The 17,931-nt window shown below is 65.1% G+C and carries 13 protein-coding genes and 3 pseudogenes; 9 read left to right on the top strand and 7 right to left on the bottom strand.

What is annotated here, in order from left to right:
- Nucleotides 1–122 precede the first annotated feature (122 nt).
- The 5 genes and pseudogenes from OIE68_RS09580 to OIE68_RS47035 all read right to left on the bottom strand — a co-directional run.
- Entirely contained in the window at nucleotides 123–2,441 is a 2,319-nt protein-coding gene (locus OIE68_RS09580; protein ID WP_327099014.1) for an ATP-binding protein, read from the bottom strand.
- Entirely contained in the window at nucleotides 2,353–3,750 is a 1,398-nt protein-coding gene (locus OIE68_RS09575; protein WP_327099013.1) for an NAD(P)/FAD-dependent oxidoreductase, read from the bottom strand. Before OIE68_RS09575 ends, OIE68_RS09580 begins: the two co-directional genes overlap by 89 nt.
- Nucleotides 3,728–4,054, bottom strand: a complete 327-nt coding sequence (locus OIE68_RS09570) for a 2Fe-2S iron-sulfur cluster-binding protein (RefSeq protein ID WP_327099012.1) — start codon at nucleotides 4,052–4,054, stop codon at nucleotides 3,728–3,730. The genes OIE68_RS09575 and OIE68_RS09570 overlap by 23 nt, the downstream gene beginning before the upstream one ends.
- A 53-nt stretch (nucleotides 4,055–4,107) precedes the next feature.
- Nucleotides 4,108–5,046: an NAD(P)H-binding protein gene (locus OIE68_RS09565; RefSeq protein WP_327099011.1), complete on the bottom strand. Its 939-nt coding sequence runs from the start codon at nucleotides 5,044–5,046 to the stop codon at nucleotides 4,108–4,110.
- A gap of 133 nt (nucleotides 5,047–5,179) precedes the next feature.
- Nucleotides 5,180–5,350, bottom strand: a pseudogene (locus tag OIE68_RS47035) (antibiotic biosynthesis monooxygenase family protein); the annotation flags it as partial.
- A gap of 367 nt (nucleotides 5,351–5,717) precedes the next feature.
- On the opposite strand from OIE68_RS47035, the gene OIE68_RS09560 reads away from it, so the two are divergent.
- The 7 genes and pseudogenes from OIE68_RS09560 to OIE68_RS09530 form a co-directional block, all read left to right on the top strand.
- Nucleotides 5,718–7,196, top strand: a complete 1,479-nt coding sequence (locus OIE68_RS09560) for an aldehyde dehydrogenase (protein ID WP_327099010.1) — start codon at nucleotides 5,718–5,720, stop codon at nucleotides 7,194–7,196.
- A 29-nt stretch (nucleotides 7,197–7,225) separates the two neighbouring features.
- On the top strand, nucleotides 7,226–7,594 hold the full coding sequence (locus tag OIE68_RS09555) for a nuclear transport factor 2 family protein (protein WP_327099009.1): 369 nt from the start codon (nucleotides 7,226–7,228) through the stop codon (nucleotides 7,592–7,594).
- 8 nt (nucleotides 7,595–7,602) lie between these two features.
- Entirely contained in the window at nucleotides 7,603–8,613 is a 1,011-nt protein-coding gene (locus OIE68_RS09550; protein ID WP_327099008.1) for a fumarylacetoacetate hydrolase family protein, read from the top strand.
- Between the two features lie 8 nt (nucleotides 8,614–8,621).
- On the top strand, nucleotides 8,622–9,827 hold the full coding sequence (locus tag OIE68_RS09545) for a VOC family protein (RefSeq protein ID WP_327099007.1): 1,206 nt from the start codon (nucleotides 8,622–8,624) through the stop codon (nucleotides 9,825–9,827).
- Nucleotides 9,824–10,621 (top strand): SDR family NAD(P)-dependent oxidoreductase, encoded by a 798-nt coding sequence (locus OIE68_RS09540; protein WP_327099006.1) that lies wholly within the window; start codon nucleotides 9,824–9,826, stop codon nucleotides 10,619–10,621. Before OIE68_RS09545 ends, OIE68_RS09540 begins: the two co-directional genes overlap by 4 nt.
- Before the next feature lie 52 nt (nucleotides 10,622–10,673).
- The gene (locus tag OIE68_RS09535; protein ID WP_327099005.1) at nucleotides 10,674–11,381 is read left to right on the top strand and encodes an alpha/beta hydrolase; all 708 of its coding nucleotides are present in this window, start codon (nucleotides 10,674–10,676) and stop codon (nucleotides 11,379–11,381) included.
- Nucleotides 11,382–11,430: 49 nt separating this feature from the next.
- Nucleotides 11,431–11,703, top strand: a pseudogene (locus OIE68_RS09530) (biotin carboxylase N-terminal domain-containing protein); the annotation flags it as partial.
- A 143-nt stretch (nucleotides 11,704–11,846) separates the two neighbouring features.
- Here the strand turns inward: OIE68_RS09530 and OIE68_RS09525 are convergent.
- Together OIE68_RS09525 and OIE68_RS09520 are read right to left on the bottom strand one after the other, a co-directional pair.
- Nucleotides 11,847–12,107, bottom strand: a pseudogene (locus OIE68_RS09525) (response regulator transcription factor); the annotation flags it as partial.
- A gap of 253 nt (nucleotides 12,108–12,360) precedes the next feature.
- Nucleotides 12,361–13,425: a dihydrodipicolinate reductase gene (locus tag OIE68_RS09520; RefSeq protein WP_327101624.1), complete on the bottom strand. Its 1,065-nt coding sequence runs from the start codon at nucleotides 13,423–13,425 to the stop codon at nucleotides 12,361–12,363.
- A 1,000-nt stretch (nucleotides 13,426–14,425) separates the two neighbouring features.
- On the opposite strand from OIE68_RS09520, the gene OIE68_RS09515 reads away from it, so the two are divergent.
- Together OIE68_RS09515 and OIE68_RS47030 are read left to right on the top strand one after the other, a co-directional pair.
- Nucleotides 14,426–17,701, top strand: coding sequence for a protein kinase domain-containing protein (locus tag OIE68_RS09515; protein WP_327099004.1), 3,276 nt, complete (start codon nucleotides 14,426–14,428; stop codon nucleotides 17,699–17,701).
- Nucleotides 17,702–17,708: 7 nt separating this feature from the next.
- On the top strand, nucleotides 17,709–17,837 hold the full coding sequence (locus OIE68_RS47030) for a helix-turn-helix domain-containing protein (RefSeq protein WP_419150692.1): 129 nt from the start codon (nucleotides 17,709–17,711) through the stop codon (nucleotides 17,835–17,837).
- Nucleotides 17,838–17,931: the final 94 nt, after the last annotated feature.

Below are 17,931 nucleotides of genomic sequence, written 5' to 3'. Positions count from 1 at the left end.
CGGGATGGGAACTCCACATTCCCCCGCGAGTGCGCTCCGTCACATGCGGAGGAACACCTATGCGCTACGTATCTGGGGAGCTACGTGGCCTGTGATGTGGGCCACCGGATCGTGGATGTGCGTCACGCCTTTCCGCCGAGGGCGGTGGCCGCCCACAGAGCGGCTTCAGTGCGCGAGTTGACGCTGAGCTTGGTCAGAATGTGCTCGACGTGGGCCTCCACCGTGCGCGGGGAGAGCACCAGCTTGGCGGCAATGGCACGGTTGCTGAGACCCTCCGCCAGCAGCGTCGCCACCTCCTTTTCGCGCGGCGTCAGCAGGTCGGCAGGGGCTACCGCATCCTCCTGATCCGGTGGGACGGTGGCAGTCGACCCCAGCGCAAGTCGGATCCGCTGGCCGCGGTCCAGTCGCCGCCCGGTGTCGTGATGGCGGGCGAACAGGTCCTCCCCGAGCCGATCCCGAGTGGCGGATTTGACCTCCTGGTAGCGCGAGCCCAGCATGCCCGGAACCTCGGTATCGACAATGGCGAGCAGTTCCGCGACGACGCCCAACAGCTTCGCTGCCTTCTTGGGATCGCCGTTGTCCAGCGCGATTCCGGCCATCAGATAGAGGACGACCGCACTGCCGAAATTGTCGTGGTAGTCCCATCGCAGGGTGAGGCTCCGCTTGGCGTACTCCTCCGCGACATCGAGGTCCTGACGCGTCCACGCGTCGAATCCCAGCATCCACAGTGAGTAGGAGCGGCCCCACGTATCGCCCAGGCGTTCGCTTCGCTCTACGGCTTCCCGGCCGGCGGCTGTGGCTCCCTCATGATCGCCGGACATGCTCCTGATCAATCCGAGCAGGAACAAGGTCATCAGCAGACCCTCGGCATCCGCATGCTCCCGGTGCCCGATGTAGGCCGCCTCGAGAGCTGAGCGGCAGGCCTCGAAATCCCCGGCGATCATGGCGGTCAGGCCGGTCCACGTGGCGGCACGTGCGGCCATGCGCGGATCGCCGATCTCCCGGGCGATCGTGTCGGCCTCGTCGAGAAAGTCTCGGGCAGTGCGCGTTTCGCCGTGCAGTGCCTCGAACCACCCCGCTGCCCACAGCGCGTTGCCGCGCTCGGCGCAGGCGGTCGTGTCGGCTGCGAGGGCTCGCTCCAACCAGCGTCGACCTGCGCGGAGATGGCCGCTCATCCACGAGAAGCGGAGGTCCGCGGCGAGCTCCAGCGCGCCATGGGAGCCCGGGGCCGCCCGCAGGAGATCATCGAAGGCCAGCTCGAGGTTGGTGATATCGGACTCCCACCGCCGGACGATTTCGGGTTGGCCCGGGCCGAAGAAGTTCTCGGCGGCTCGGGTCGCCCAGGTTCGGTAGTACTCCGTGTGGGCACGGCGGGCGCGGCCGCAGTCTTCGCTGTCCCGGGCTTGCTCCCGAGCGAACTCGCGCAGCGTTTCCAGGAACCGGTAACGCATACCACCCTGTGCCGTCTCGGTGAGGACGATCGACTTGGACACCAAGCCGTCGAGCGCGTCGAGAAGTTTGGTTCCTTCCAGTGGCGGGAGTCCGCACACCGCCTGGATCGCGGGGAGATCGGCGCTGCCGCTGAACACGGCCATTCTCTCCCAGAGCAGCTGTTCGGTCGGGGAGCACAGGTCATAGCTCCACCGCACCAGCGCGTCCAGGGACCGGTGGTGCGGTGCCGCGGTGGGGTCGCCGGAGGTCAGCAGCGCGAATCGGTCGTCGATGTGGGCCAGCAGCTCCTGCACCGACAGCGACCGCAGCCGCACGGCGGCGAGTTCGATGGCCAGCGGCATTCCGTCCAGAGTGGCGCACAGCCTCGCGACCGCCGCCGTGGTGCGCTCGGTGATCTCGAATTGATCGTTGACGGCCTTGGCTCGGGCTTCCAGCATGGCCGCGGCCGGATACTCGCGTAGTTCGTCCGCGGTAACGTCGCGATGGCTCGGGGGGATCGCCAGCGGGCGGACGGCGATCACACGTTCGCCCCTGATTCCCAGTGGCTCTCGGCTGGTTGTCAATACCCGTAGCTCGGCGGACGCGGCGAGGAGCGCGGACAGCAGTCGCCGGCATCCGGGCAGGACATGCTCGCAATTGTCCAGTATCAACAGCATCGAGCGATCGGCTACGTGCCGGCAGAGCTGTTCTTCGGCATCCATGGTGGCCAGGGCGCTGAGCCCGAGCTGGGTCACCACGGCCTCGGCGATGGTGTCCGAACTGCGTTGCGCGCCAAGCTCGACGAACCAGGTGCCGTCCCGGAATGCCCGGTCGAGTGTGGCGGACAACGCCGCGGACAACGTGGTCTTGCCCACGCCACCGGGTCCGGTGAGTGTCACGAGGCGGGTAGCGGAAAACAATTCACGTGCGCTCGCCAGCTCGCGCTGGCGCCCGAACAATTCGGCCGGTGGTGGCGCCAGTGCTCGAGCCCGAGATACTTGCTTGCTCACCCCGGCCATTGTGCTCCAGCGCCAAACCGGTCGTCATGGATTTCTCCGGTCGGGCGAACCAGCGGGCCGCGGCAATGTCAGTTCCAGGCCACCGGCAGCGCGGTGAGCCCGCGGAACACCCAGCGGCCGGCCGCGAGCAGGCGGCGCGCGCGACGTGGTCGGCGGGGCGATTGAGTGATTCGACCGCGGCGAGACGGCCTTGCCGGTAGCCGCAGACCGAGAACCGGCCGGTGCCGGGATCGCCGATGACGACGTGTGCGTCGTCGGGCCGGCGCACCCCGGCGATCTGCAACTTCAGCTCACCCTGGTGGCTCCAGAACCAGGGCAGCTCGGTGTAGCCATCGGTGTCGCCGAGTATCGCCGAGGCCACGTGGCGGGCTTGATCGGTGGCATTTTGGATTGACTCCACCCGCATTCGGACACCGGCGTAGACATTCGGATGGTTGGCGCAGTCTCCGATGGCGTAGATCGCGGAATCGGCGGTGCGCAGGTTCTCGTCGACGACGATCCCGTCAGACACGGGAAGGGCGGCGTCGGCCGCGAGTTCGTCCCGGGGCACGACTCCGATGCCGACCAGGACGATATCGGCGTGGTACCGCTCACCGGTGGTACCGACCGCGCCGACCACGTGATCGTCGGTGCCGATGAATCGCGCGACCGCCTCGCCGAGCCGGATATCGACGCCGGCCTCGCGGTGTGCGGCAGCGAGGTGGTTCGCCATTGCCGGGGACAACGCTCGTCGCATCGGGCGGTCCCCGGATTCGAGTACGGTGACCGCGAGCCCGTGCTTGCGGGCTGCCGCCGCGACCTCTAGGCCGATGAATCCGGCGCCGACGATCAGGATCGACCGGCCCCGGCTCAGTGCGGAGTGCAGTATCTCGGCTTCGGTGAGCGTACGCAGCGCGTGAATACCGGCCAGGTTCGCTCCGGGGACGGTGATCGTGCGATTGGCAGCCCTTGTGGCGAGAACGACTGTGTCGTAAGGTAATTCACCGCCAGCAGAGAGCCGCACGGTCCGCGATAGGCGGTCCAGTTCGGTCGCGGTGACACCGGTGCGCACATCGATCCGGCGGGCGGCGAAGTATTTCGGCGTCCGCAACGGCATCGCCGTTGGTCCCTCCGAGGGTGAGAGGAATTCCTTCGACAGCGGTGGGCGATGGTAGGGGTGCCCAGGCTCGTCGCCCACAACTGTCAAAGGTCCGGTGTGGCCACCCGCTCGCAGCGCGTCGGCGACCTCGACTCCGGCGTGTCCGGCGCCGATGACGACCACACGCTGAACGGCAGGATCAGACCTGGGATTCCGGGACATCGACCTCCACCTCCTCGAGATCGGTGCCGAGCAGCAGTTGGCACCCCAGGCGGCTGCGCTGACCATCGCGCGGGCTGGCGGTGCACTGGAGCATCTCCTCCTCGTCCTCGCCGATGGGCGGCAGTCTGTCCACGTAGGGCTCGCGCACGAGGACATGGCAGGTCGCGCACATCGCCTGCCCGCCACACTCACCGACTATGCCGGTGACGCCGTTGCGTACGGCCGCGTGCATCACGCTGACACCGGCCTGGGTCTCGACGATGTCGGTATCGCCTCCGACGTGGTGAAAGATGATCTTGTGCAATGGAACTCTCCTGGTCGGCCGACAAGCTCGGTTTGCGTGACTGCGCGTGCTCGCTACGAGACCGCGCCGATCTCGTCGTAGCGCCGGGTCTTCACGCGCTCCATCACGGTGCGCAGCGATTCGGCCTCACGGCCGGTGATCAGCTTCACGTGGTGCGACAGCAAGGCCTGGTATCCCTCGGCCACCGCGACTTCGGCGGAAACCAGTTCGTCGCTGGCCCACATGTGCCCGTCGGGGCTGGGCGGCATGCTCGGGTCATAGGTACGGGGAATGCCGACGGAGTCGAAGAACGCCAGACGCTCGTCGGACGTCACTCGCTCGTATTTGATCGGAACGCCGAAGACCTCCGAGCCGAGTCGCGCGATATTCTCGAAATTGAACAGCTCCGGTCCGGTGATTTCATACACGGCTCCCGCATGCCGGCGGGGTTCCACTAGGCATGCGGCAGCGCAGGTGGCCACATCGCTTTTCGCCACCGGCGCCAGGTATCCATCTCCGGTGGCCTGGGCCATCACTCCGGCTTGCGCGGCGGGCGCGACCAGTATTTGGCTGACGATTTCGGAGTAGAGGGAACTGCGCAGAATGGTGTGTGCGATGCCGGAGTCGCGGAGGTCGATCTCGGTTTGACAGTGGTCCTTCGCCGACAGCGCCGGATTGGTGGGGTGCACGCCGCCCACCGAGGTGTACACAATGTGGCGGATGCCCGCCCGCTGTGCCGCGTTGATGGCATTGAGATGCTCGGGAACTCGCCGTCCGAGGTTGAGCCCACTGATCAAGAACAGGACGTCTCCGCCGCGGTAGGCGGCGTCCAGTAAATCAGGTTCCTGGTAGTCGCCGCGTCGGACGTGGATCCCTTCCGTCTCGCGCTGTACGAGCTTGTCCGGGGTGCGGGTCACGAGCGTCAACTCGTGGCGTGGGTTCGCGTTCGAGAGCAGAGCGGTGACCCTCCGCCCCAGGTCGCCCGAGGCTCCGCTGATAACAATCCGACTCATTGAGTTTCTCCTGTCGATTTTGGTCCGGGCTCGCGTAATGAACGATCCGAGGCGGTGCGCAATGGGCCGCAATCGCGTTCGCGATCACGTCCGATTGGGGTGTGGCGGGGAATGTCTCGGTGTGGTCCTCGAGTCGTTCCCAGCCGACCTGAAGCAGGTAGGTATCGGGGTGATCGACATTGCCGATCAGTTCGGCGGAAATGCATCCCGGCGACTGCAGCAGGTGCTGGACTCTGGCGAAATCCGTTGTGAGCCGTGGCCCGTCGCCGGGCCGGACACGGAGTTCGGTGTGCTCGTAGATCATGAGGTCACATCCGGGTCCGCTCATTTGGGTGTTGCCGACCCACGATGCCGTGATCGAGATCATGCAGTGGGTGGAAGTCAGAATGCGGATTCGCCATGGGGCGTGTAAAGGTCAAGAAGTTCAGGTCGACGATGCGCTGACCGCATAAGAAGCGTGCTCGGTGCCTGAATTCCTTTATCCCGCCGCGCTTGCGCACTCGGCCTCGGCTGTCGTCATGAAATGGCAGATCATGCATGCGATGCATGGTCTGACTGAAATTCCTGGCCTTTACGTGTCATTGATGCGATACGCATGCTTGCTACGACGGAATTCGCCGCGCCACGCAAATTCACCACATCGCCTCTGATGACAAATCCAGGAGGACCACATGTCCCTCATTGTCGAGCGACACACCGACCTCGACCGCACGCGGTTCTTCATCGACGGGGAGTGGGCCGAGCCTCGGAGCAGCCGCACCTACCGCGTGGTCGAGGCGGCGACCGGGGAGGGGCTCGGTATCGCCGCGCTGGGTGGCGAGGACGATATCGACGCCGCGGTCCGGGCTGCTCGCACCGCTCTCGATCACGGGCCCTGGGGCCGCACGTCGGCGGCCGAGCGTGCGACGGCGATGCGGCGGTTCGCCGCTGCGCTGGAGCGGCGCGCCGATCACACCTCCACCTTGGTGACGCGTGAGAACGGTATGCCCATTCAGTTCTCGCAGCAGGTGAACGGTGGCCTGCCGGCCGTGCTGCTGCGGATCTATGCGGAGGTGGTCGAGAAGCTTCCACTGGAGGAGGTGCGGCCGAGTCCGAAGGGGTCGACGATCCTGCGGCGGGAGCCGGTTGGTGTGGTGGGGGCGATTACGCCGTGGAATTTTCCGCAGGCGTTGGCGATGTTCAAGGTGGCGCCCGCGCTTGCCGCGGGGTGCACGGTGGTGTTGAAGCCGTCGCCGGAGACGGCGCTGGATGCGTATGTACTGGCGGAAGCGGGGCTCGAGGCCGGGCTGCCCGCGGGGGTGCTGAATATCGTTGCCGGTGACCGTGATTCGGGAGCGGCGCTCGTCTCGCATCCCCTGGTCGACAAGATCGCGTTCACGGGCTCCACCGCGGCCGGAAGGATCATTGGTGCCGAGTGCGGGCGGTTGCTCCGGCGCCACACCCTGGAACTGGGCGGGAAGTCCGCGGCGATCTTCCTCGACGATGGGGACATCGACACCTTGCTCGCGGGTCTCGGTGGCGCTTCGTTCCTCAACAACAGCCAGACGTGCACGACGCAGTCGCGGATTCTCGTGGCCCGTTCGAGGTACGACGCGGTCATCGACGCGGTGGCCGGTTATGCGTCCGCCATGAACATCGGAAATCCGCTCGATCCGGCTGTGACCTTGGGGCCGATGGCGACCAGCGCACAGTTGGACCGGGTTCTGGGCTACATCGACATCGCGAAGAAATCGGATGCCCGGCTGGTCACGGGCGGTGGCCGTCCGACCGGTCTCGATCGGGGCTGGTTCGTCGAGCCGACCGTATTCGCCGATGTGGACAACAACGATTTGCTAGCTCGTGACGAGGTTTTCGGTCCGGTGATCGCACTCCTGCCGTTCGACACCGATGAGGAGGCGGTGCGGATCGCCAACGACAGCGACTATGGGCTCGCGGGTTCGGTGTGGAGCGCGGAGGAGGATCGCGCGCTCGAAATCGCCGGGCGGGTGCGCACCGGCACGATCGGCCTCAATTATTACGAGCTCGACCTGGGCGCGCCGTTCGGCGGCATGAAGTCCTCGGGCGTCGGCCGTGAGCTCGGGCCGGAGGGAATCGACGCGTACCTCGAATACAAGGCTGTATACGCATCGAAGAAATACCTGTCGGCCTGATCAGTGTGAATGCCGGAAAGGATATGAATATGAGTGATCCCGTTGCCGTGGTGCGTGCCTATTTCGACGCCGTCGCGGCCGGTGACCCGAGTGCCGTCGGAGCGCTTTTCGCGCCGGACGCGGAATTGCACAATGCGGCGGGCACGCTTCGGGGCGCGGAAGCGATTACGAGGATGTACGAGGGCGGTCTCCGGCCCGGCGCCATGAACCCCAGCCCCGGACCCCTGGTGGTCGACGGCGAACGGGTCGCCGTCGAGATCGATCTGAACGCCGACGGGAAGCCTATGAAGCTCGGCGACTTCTTCACGGTTCGCGAGGGAAAAATTCATCGCCTCGCGATCTACAGCCTCAATCCGGTAAACCCGAAGTTCTTCGACGCTGCTGAAGAGAATTCGTGAGGAGAATAATGAAGATTGCAGTCTTTGGACCTGCTCGCAGGGTCGGTGTCGTCCATGAAGGATCCATCGTCGATATCAACGGTGCGTACGCAAAGTATTTGGCCGAGTCGTCCGATACCGCGCGGCCACATGCCCGTGCCGCGGCGGAGGTCCCGGCTTCGCTGAACGACTTCATCGAGGAAGGCGACCGGGCTCTCGACGGCGCGAGAAACGCTCTGGAGCATCTGTTCTCCAAGGCGTACGACGATCGCGGGGTGGCGGGAGAGCGACTTCGCTACGAGACGGATGAAGTCATCCTGCACGCACCAGTGGAGGGCAGGTCGCGGATCTTCGCCGCGCTGGCCAACTTCGCCGACCACATGGACAGCGCCGCACAGAATTCCAGCTCCGAGGATCAGGCCGAGACGCTCCAGCGGCTCACGTCGGGCGGTCCGAAGTTCTTCCTGAAGGACTCGCGGGCGGTGTCCGCCGACGGGCAGCCCCTACGCTATCCGAGGCGAACCCAGCGGCTGGACTACGAGGCCGAAGTAGCGGCCGTGATCGGCAAACGTGGCCGTGACATCCCCGGCGGTGAATTCCGTTCATACATCTGGGGTTACACCTTGCACAACGACTGGTCCGTGCGCGACAACGTCTCCTTCGGCCCGGACTTCCTGTATTCGAAGAACTTCGACACCTCGGCGACCGTCGGGCCCTGGATCGTCGTGGACGAGGACATCGACCCGCAGAACATCCCGCTCGAATGCCGTGTCAACGGCGAGGTCAGACAGTACGGCAACACCAGCTCCATGGTGCACAGCTTCGCCGCATTGGGCGAATACCTGTCCGCCGACACGACTTTGTGGCCCGGCGATCTGATCAGTAGCGGTACTCCGAAGGGCACGGCCGTCGATTCCAGCAAGCAACTGCCCGATGGAACGCTCCCGGACACGCTCTTCGTGAAGCCGGGTGACGTCGTGGAGATCTCCTCCAGCCTTATCGGATCCATCCGCAACAAGATCGTCGCGCCCACCGAATGAAGGAAGTCATGGCAACAGGGCAATTCCCGGTCGGCGGGGTTCTCTACGATCGCCCGTTCAAGATCCGCCGACTCAATCATTTCGGCATCAGCGTGGATGACACCGGCCGCGCGCTCGCCTTCTATCGAGATGTGCTCGGATTCTCCGTCTCCGACAAGATCGACCTGAAAATCGTCGAGCCAGGGGAGTGGATGGACGGTGTTCCGGACACGAACATCTATTTCCTTCGCCACAACAGCGACCATCACACCTTCGTGTTGATGCCGCGTCCGTGGATCGACCAGACCGCGTCCACGCCGCGTTCCGACATCACCATCAACCAGATCACCTGGCAGGTCGGCAGTCTGCGGGAGGTGGTCGACGCCCGAGTGTGGCTCGAGTCGACCGGAACCAAGATCAGCCGGTACGGCCGCGACCCCGGATCCAATTGGCACACCTACTTTCCCGAGCCCACCGGGCACATCAACGAGCTCGAGTACGGCATCGAGCAGGTGGGCTGGGACGGGTTGAGCAAACCAGAAGCGATGTGGCCCTGGGGGAATGGGCACCCACCGCTGCCGACCAGTTCCGAGAGCACCGAGATGGCGGTGGCCGCGGTCAAGGGCATCGACTTGAACTCCGGTCACCGGTGGGTCGACGAGCTCCCGAAGACCCATGATGTGGGTGGGGTGCTGCTGTCGCGGCCGTTCAAGGCCGTTCGCATCGGACCGGTCAGCATCTTCGTCGAGGACGTCGAGGCGACCGAGCGCTACTACACCGAAACACTCGGCCTCGTGCCGAGTGAGGAGACCACCGTCCTCGGCCATCGCGTCGTCTTTCTGCGAGCGAACACCGAACATCACAGCATCGGCCTGTTCCCACTGGAACTCCGTGCGGCCCTGGGTCTCAGCGAGAACACCACGCTGCTCTCCTTCGGCGTGCAGATCGGCTCCTACGAACAGTTGCGCGCGGCGCGGACCTACCTGCTCGAGCGCGGCGTTACCTTGCTGGACCTGCCGCCCGAGATTCACCCCGGTATCGATTACGTCATTCACGCGGTCGACCCCGAGGGGCACGTGATGCAGCTGTACTACTACATGGAACAGATCGGTTGGGACGGCAAGCCCAGGCCAGCGGATCAGCGCCGCCGGGTTGAGCCCGGTGTCTGGCCCGAGACCCTGCCCGCGTTGCCCGATACCTATGCGGGCGAAACCTTCTGGGGGCCACTGGGATGACCGACAGTATTGTGAACGAAAGAACCGCGGTCGTCACCGGGGGAGCCCAGGGTTTGGGCGCAGCCATCGCATCGCACCTCGCCCGGGACCGGTTCGCGGTCGCGCTCCTGGACATGCAGGAGGACGCCCTACAGCGCGCGAAGAAGAGTATCGAGACCCGGTTCCGTGAAGCCCGCGTTTTCGCCGCCGCCGTCGATCTGTCCCGGCCGGAGGACGTCGAGCGAGTGTTCCAGGAGATCGACTCCGAGTTCGGCAGGATCGATGTGCTGGTGAATACTGCGGGAGGCAGCGGAACCGTCGCGGTGCGCGAGATCGAGGACTTGCCGCCGGATGTCTGGAACACCGTCATCGGCAATAATCTGACGAGCGCGTTCCTGTGCGCTAAGTACGCCGTTCCGATCATGCGGCGCAAGGGCTTCGGCCGCATCGTCAACTTCTCCTCGGCCGTGGCGAACGGCCTCGCGGGTCCATCGGGGACGGTGGGTGCGCTCCTGCCGTACGCCGCCTCGAAGGCCGCCGTCAATGGCTTCACCAAGCAGCTCGCCAAAGACCTCGGCGGTAGCGGCATCACCGTGAACGCGATTTCCCCGGGGCTGATCCTGCCCGAGGAAGGCCGGGTCCGGGCGACGTTCGACGCGTTGCCCGCCGAGGCCCGAGCCGCCACCGAGGCGGCGATTCCGGTCGGGCGCACCGGCACGACGGACGAAATCGCCGCAGCTGTCGGGTATTTGGTTTCCGAGGATGCCGGGTTCACCTCGGGTTCCGTGCTGAGCGTCGACGGCGCCGCGTCCTGATTTCACCAGTTGCCGCCGCGAGGCGAGCGACGTCGCGAGAAGGGATTTAAGAATGCTCCCGTACCCGTTGGTCCTGCTGCCCGCGCTCGGCGCGGATTCCCGGTTGTGGGAACCGGTCGTCGAGCGGCTCGGGGATATTGTCGAGTCGACCGTGGTGGCGCATGCCGGAGACTCCGTCGAGTCGATCGCCGACAATGTGCTCGCGCAGGCACCGGATCGGTTCTATCTGGCGGGACTGTCCATGGGCGGCTATGTCGCCCTCGACATCGCGCTGCGGCGGACCGGTCGCCTCGCGGGGCTGGCGCTGGTCAACACCTCGGCACGCGCGGCCTCGCCCGAACGGCGGGCCAGCGGGGAGGACATGATCGAGTTGGCGGAGGCCGGTCGTTACGACATCGCGGTCGAACGATTGGCGGGCGCTGTGGCGCCGCCGGGGCGAGACGATGTGGTCGCGCTCGCCGCCGCCATGGCTGGTGATCTCGGGGCCGCCGCGTTCCGCGACCAACAGCGCGCCGCTCTGGACCGGCACGACCGTCGGCCAGAACTGTCGTGGATCGATACTCCGACGGTGGTGGTCTGCGGTACGGCCGATGGCGTGACGCCGCTCGAGCACAGTGTCGAACTCGCGGAGGCGATTCCCGACGCGGAGTTGATCACCATCGAAGGCTGCGGGCATTTCTCGGCTGTCGAAGAGCCGGCGCGGATCGCGGAGATTCTCCGGACACGACTACTGCGGGTCGACGCACCCACTGCGGGGTAGCACCCGAAGGTATTTCGCCATCCACTTCGCGAGGAATCACAGCGCTTACATGTTCTCCAAAGTCTTGGTCGCCAACCGCGGCGAGATCGCCATTCGCGCCTTCCGCGCCGCCTACGAACTCGGCATCGGCACGGTTGCCGTCTTCCCGTACGAAGACCGCAACTCGGTGCATCGGTTGAAGTCCGACGAGGCCTACCAGATCGGGACGCCCGGGCATCCGGTGCGCGCGTACCTGTCGATCGTGGAGATCATCAACGCTGCCAAGAGCGCCGGGGCCGACGCGGTCTACCCGGGGGTACGGGTTTCTTTCCGAGAATCCGGACTTGGCCACGGCCTGTGCCGCCGAGGACATCACTTCATCGGACCGTCCGCGCAGGTATTGGAGCTGACCGGTAACAAGGCGCGGAAGGTCGATCAATCAGCGGACACTCCGTTGGGGGATTTGGATCACTTTGCTCCCACGCTTCACGGACTCGCGTGTTTGGTCTCTTCGACTGTCCAGGCTGCGATCTGGGCACGGGAGGTGAATCCGAGTTTGGTGAGGATGTGTTCGACGTGGCCTTGGGCGGTGCGTTGCGAGATCACGAGTTTGGCGGCGATCTGCTTGTTGCTGAGTCCTTGGGCGACGAGGTCGGCGACCTGGCATTCCCGCTTGGTCAATTTCGCAGATGGGCCGGACGCATGTGTCGTTTCGGTGGGCTGTTGCCCGAGGGCGTATGCCGTGGCCCAGGTCCAGATGTCCCACCTCGATTGAACCGAAATCGGTGATGCGCCTGCCGGTTTCATGCATCGCGCGGTGTTCCGCTCGGTTCGACGTGAAGTTCGCATCCATCGCTAGCCGAAGATCGTCGGAACCGATTTGCTCGGGAACGCCCGGGTGTCAAAGGCCAGCGGGATGCATTAGGACATCGAGGTCGCCCAGCGCCTCGGATGCCGCGCAGAAGATCTCCGACAGCCGCCGGAAGAGCGCTCCCACGGCTCAATTCCTCCGCAGGATGCCGCGCGGGAGTGTCAAGGCGAGATCGTTGTAGGTAGTAATGCCTGGTGGTGCGCTGACAACGGCGGGGATGGCGTGGATGGGTGGCATCGCGGTCATGATGTGCCCGAGAACCATGTAGTCGGCGATGGTGGTGGCCCCGAAATCGAGGGGCGGGGCGAATCCGACGGTCATGTTCACTGTGGGGCGGCCGTCGATGGTGATCTTCCAGCCTTCGCCATCGAGCTTCCAGTCCGGTTCGAGGGTTTGCCCTTTGCGCCAGCGGAAGGTGAGTTCGACGACCGTCGCATCGCCGACACGGCCCTGCCAGCTGATGTACACACCTGCGACGCAACCTTTTTCGATGGTCCAGGAGCCGAGATCGAGATCTTCGGTTGTCTGAGCGTAGTCGCAGACGCATCGGATCTCGTCGAGCTCGACACCGAGTGCGTCGGCGACGAGTCGGACGGCTTCGGCGAAAACCGCAGTGCCCTGCTCAGTGGCTCGGGGCAGGTCGGGATCATCGATCGGCCTGCCGAAGCCGACCGGCTTCTCGGTGTCGGGTGAGTCGTAGAAGGTTGTGTCGGAGGATTCGGCGATGGTGATCCGATCGACCCGGTCGCAGGCGTTGGCCGCGACAATCGCCAGCAGCTCGGCGTAACCGGGGCTCACGCCCGAGCCGAACATGGTCGAACCGCCGAGCCGGCACGCCTGCTCGATGCGTTCGCGGTCGGCATCCGGCAGGTTGTGCCCGGTGATGAAGGCTGCCGAGGAGACGACGTTCGCGCCGGAGGACAGGATCCGCGCCAGTTCGTCGATGTTGGGCCACATGGGGTTGTAGACCACGCAGTCGGGCTTCAGTGCGAGTAGTGCGTCGACGTCGCCGGTTGCCCGCACGCCCAGCGGCTGTCCTCCCGATAGTTCGCCGACGTCGTGGCCCGCCTTGTCCGGGGACCAGGCGAAGCAGCCGACGAGCTCGAGGTTCGGATGTGCGGTCAGGGCCCGCACGGAACTCTTGCCGATATTGCCCGTCGTCCACTGGACGACTCGATAGGTGGTCGATGCCATTGAAACCTCACTCACTGCACAACTGGATTGGCTGCGCTCCCGATCGTATGCCCACATTGACATACGATGCTCTCTAATTCGAGAATTAAATTCTCGCACACATCTACCACGTCGTGACGATCACCGGAGAGGAGGCCGACCACAGGTTGCTCCATCTCAGTCGGGCAGTGTCACGCGTCGGGTTTCGGGCGCGGTGCGGACCAGGCCGATGCCCAGCACGAATACCAGCGCGGTTGCGCTCAAAGGGATTGTGAGAGATCCGGTTTCGTAAATGTGGACGTGTCACGAATGCTGGACGCCGCCAGGACATCCCGCAGTGGCCTCCCGAGCGCCACGGTGCGGAGTCGGACGAAGTCCTCATGCTGACGCTCCAGCGTCTCCGGCTGGTAGCGGTAGTTGACCATCGCGCCATAGGGCTGCCGCCAGCCCTCCGGAGCAGTGTTCGCCGCCAAGTGGTGGCCCAGTTGCCCAGATGGAAGCGGCGCCCGGGTCGAGCGGGCGCCCGTCGGGTCGCCGCTCGAGAGCGAGGTAACGCTGCCGGCGCGGACGAGGAACGGCTCGCAGACCTAGATCGCGGCACCGATCTCGACCGGGGCGGTGACCAGCAGCTGACCCGCGACGGTGCCGAGGGCCCCGACGGCGCACCCTCGTCTATCCGACCGACGTCCTGTTCAAGGCGATCGCTCGCCGGACCACGCCGCTGATGGACGACACCTTGGTGGCTGCCCTTGGGGCCCCGGCAACCGCCGCGCGGGCAAAGGCGCTGCTCATCGAGCTCGCTGATCTGCTGTTGCCGGAACAGTAGTCACCGAGTCGCCGCATGACCTGCCGTGGCGCCTGTCCGGCATGCGCCAAAATAGCTCGCGCTGAAGCGCATTTCGATGCCTTGCATACGATTCGATATTCCGCCGTGCTTCTGCGGCGATACGCTGAAGGTAGGCGAAAGGTATGCCATGTTGCCTGGTGTCCGGAGACATCGTAGTCGGCGTGTACGCGCGCGATGACCGAGGATCCACTGCGCACGCGTCGTGAGGTGGTTACGCCTGTCACAGCGGAGTTGGCGGCGGCCGGTTTCGAGGACGCCGTCGAGATCGGCCACGGTGGTTTCGGGGTGGTGTATCGCTGCTGGCAACCGGGCTTGGACCGGACGGTGGCGGTGAAGGTGTTGACCGCGGAACTGGACGAAGACAATCAGGCACGATTCCTTCGGGAGCAGCGGGCGATGGGCCGGTTGACCGGACATCCGAACATTGTCACCGTGCTGCAGGCCGGTGCCACTGCCAGTGGGCGCCCCTATCTGGTGATGCCTTACTATCCGCTTGGTTCCCTGGATGCGTGGATCAGCAGGCATGGTCCGCTTCCGGTGGAGGATGTGTTGAGGATCGGGGTGAAGATCGCCGGTGCCCTGGCCAGGGCACATCGGCTGGGTATCGTGCATCGGGACGTGAAGCCGGGCAATATCCTGCTCACCGACTATGGAGAGCCGGCGTTGTCCGATTTTGGTATCGCTCACATCGCCGGCGGGTTCCAGACCTCCGCAGGCACGTTGACCGGGTCGCCGGCGTTCGCCGCACCGGAAGTGCTCGAAGGAGAAACGCCCTTACCGGCCGCGGATGTCTATGGACTCGGCGCCACCCTGTTCTGTGCGCTGACTGGGCATGCCGCATTCGAACGTCGTAGTGGTGAGAACGTGGTGGCACAGTTCTTACGGGTCACTAGCCAGACGGTGCCGGACTTGCGGGACAGTGGCATCCCCGATGACGTGTCGGCGGTGGTGGAAACGGTGATGAGCCGGGCTCCCGGCCAGCGCCCCTCGGCGGCGGCTCTGGGCGAGACTATTCGGCAGGCGCAGCAACGCCTTGGAATTGCGGTTGACGAGATGGCGCTGCAGGCCGCGCCGGTTCTCGAGCATCGAGACCAGACCCCTGTGGGGCGGGGACCACGTTCGTCGGCGGCGGTTGGTGCGGGGAGCGGCAATTTGCTGCTCGAGCTGACCAGATTCTTCGACCGGCGCAGCGAGGTGTCGGAGGTGAAGAATCTGTTGTCGGCGGCGCGGCTGGTCACGTTGACTGGTGTCGGGGGCGTTGGCAAGACGCGGCTGGGGTTGCGAGTTGTGACACAGATGCGACACGATTTCGAGGGCGGGGTGTGGCTTGTGGAGCTGGCCGACGTGTCCGACGCTTCACTACTGGTCGATGTGGTGGCTGCGACCGTGGGTGTGCGAGACGGGTCGGCCCGCCCGTTGGTCGATGTTCTGATCGAATTTCTGAGCTCACGCAAAACGCTGCTGGTCTTGGACAACTGTGAGCAGGTGATCACAGCCGTGGCCGAACTAACGGAGACGTTGCTGCGGACCTGCCCTGAATTGCGCATCCTGGCCACCAGCCGCGAACCGCTGGATATCGGCGGGGAGGCGGTGCTGCGGGTGGCGCCGCTGACGGTCCCGGACCCGGACCGTGAACCCGCCTTACGTGGGATGCCCCGTTTCGATGCTGTGGCGTTGTTTGCCGACCGCGCCGCCGCGGCGGTGCCGGGCTTCGAGCTCGATGAGGACAACAAGACCGCCGTAGCCCGGATCTGCGTCCAATTGGATGGTTTGCCGCTGGCAATCGAACTCGCTGCGGCCAGGATGCGCACGATGTCACCGCAGCAGATCCTGCAGCGGCTCGATGACCGGTATTCGCTGCTCACCCACGGCAGTCGCACCGCGCCGACTCGGCAGCAAGCACTGCGGTGGTGCATCGACTGGAGCTACCAGTTGTGTACGCCCGCCGAACAGCAGTTGTGGGCACGGCTGTCGGTGTTCGCCGGCAGCTTCGAGCTCGAGGCGGCCGAGCAGGTATGCGGCCCCGATCTGGCGCCGCCTGGTCCGCTCGATGTGTTGTCGGCATTGGTGGACAAATCGATCGTGATCCGGGAGGAATCGCATACGGTTGTGCGTTTCCGGATGCTCGAAACATTACGCGGCTACGGCCGTGAAAAGCTGCAGGAATCCGGCGAACACCAGAACCTGCGCCGACGTCACCGTGACTGGTATCAGCAACTAGTGCTGCGCGCGGAAGCCGAATGGATCAGCCACCGGCAGCGCGAATGGATCGCCCGGCTCGCGCGTGAGCTACCCAACCTACGAGAGGCACTCGAATCCTGTCTGTCCGAGGACACCGCGGAAGCTGCAGATGCGGGGCTACGCACTGCTGCGGCACTATTCGAGTTCTGGTTCTTCCGCGGCATGCTCGGCGAGGGTCGGTCCTGGCTCGATCGCGTCCTGGCCCGTCCCAGCGCCCGATCGATACCCGACCGCGTCAAGGCGCTCGGTGCCGCCAGCCAGCTGGCCGCGGCCCAGGGCGATTTCCAGTCGGCGACCGACCTCCTCGAGCAGGGACGAGCGCTTGCCGAACAGTCAACCACTCCCGCGGTCCAGGCGCGGATCGCCCACGCCGACAGTATGCTCGCGCTTCTCCGCGGTGAACCTGCGCGCGTATCCTCCGTCGGCAAACGTGCCGTCGAGCTACTGAGCTCGAATAGGAAAGGACCTTCATACATCAGTGCGCTGATCTTGCTTGGTTTGGCGCACGAAGCGTACGGCGACCCAACAGAGGGAATCGAGTATTACCAACAGGTACTCTCCATCACCGAAGCGTGCGGCGAACTACTCAATCGTTCGGTTGCGCTGCGGGGAATTGGCGTTGCCGTGTGGCGCCAAGGCGATCGCGGCCGTGCACAAGAACTGCTCGAAGAAGCACTACGACTCAGCTGGCAGCTGAACAGCCCACTCGCCACCGCTACGAGTCTCGATGCGCTGGCCTGGATTGTCGGCGCCCACAATGAGGCCGAGCGCGCGGCGGTTCTGCTGGGAGCCGCGCAGGCGCTGCCGCCGCCGGGAAGCGGGGTGAAGACTGATTTCCCGAACATGTTGCGCTTGCACGACGCCTGTGAGCGGATGACGCGCCACGCCCTGGGCGCTCGTGGGTTCGACGCGGCCTTCCGGCAAGGCCAGTCGATGAGTATGGATGCTGCAATAGCCTACGCGCTCGGGAAGCAACTCACCGAGACGGCGTCCGCCGTGGGCCCAGGTGAGAGATTGACCAAGCGTGAACGGCAGGTCGCCGAGCTCATTGCCCAGGGACTGAGCAACAAACAGATCGCCGCCAAATTGGTGGTCTCCCAACGCACCGCCGAAGGCCACGTCGAACACATCCTGGCCAAACTCGGATTCACCTCGCGCGCTCAGATCGCAGCCTGGGTAGTGGAGGAGAGCAGTCAAGATAATTCTTGACCGAGGTGTGAACTGCCAGATCGTATTGGGTTGTGCAGCAGGAAAATCCAATCAGGATGCGGCAGCCGACTTGGGTATCACGGCCCAGGCGGTGGGTAAGTGGCGGAGGCGCTTCGCGCAGAAACGCCGACCCTGAACAGCCGGGCGATCCGGCTTCGGCCTGATCGGCACGAACGAACGAGTCCTCTCCGTCGGCGGCGAACTGCTCGCCGGATTCCGGCCCGGCGGCT

This window comes from Nocardia vinacea, from assembly GCF_035920345.1.
Lineage (GTDB): Bacteria > Actinomycetota > Actinomycetes > Mycobacteriales > Mycobacteriaceae > Nocardia > Nocardia vinacea_A.
Note: the sequence above shows the minus strand (reverse complement) of the source record. Positions and strands in the feature narration are given on the sequence as shown.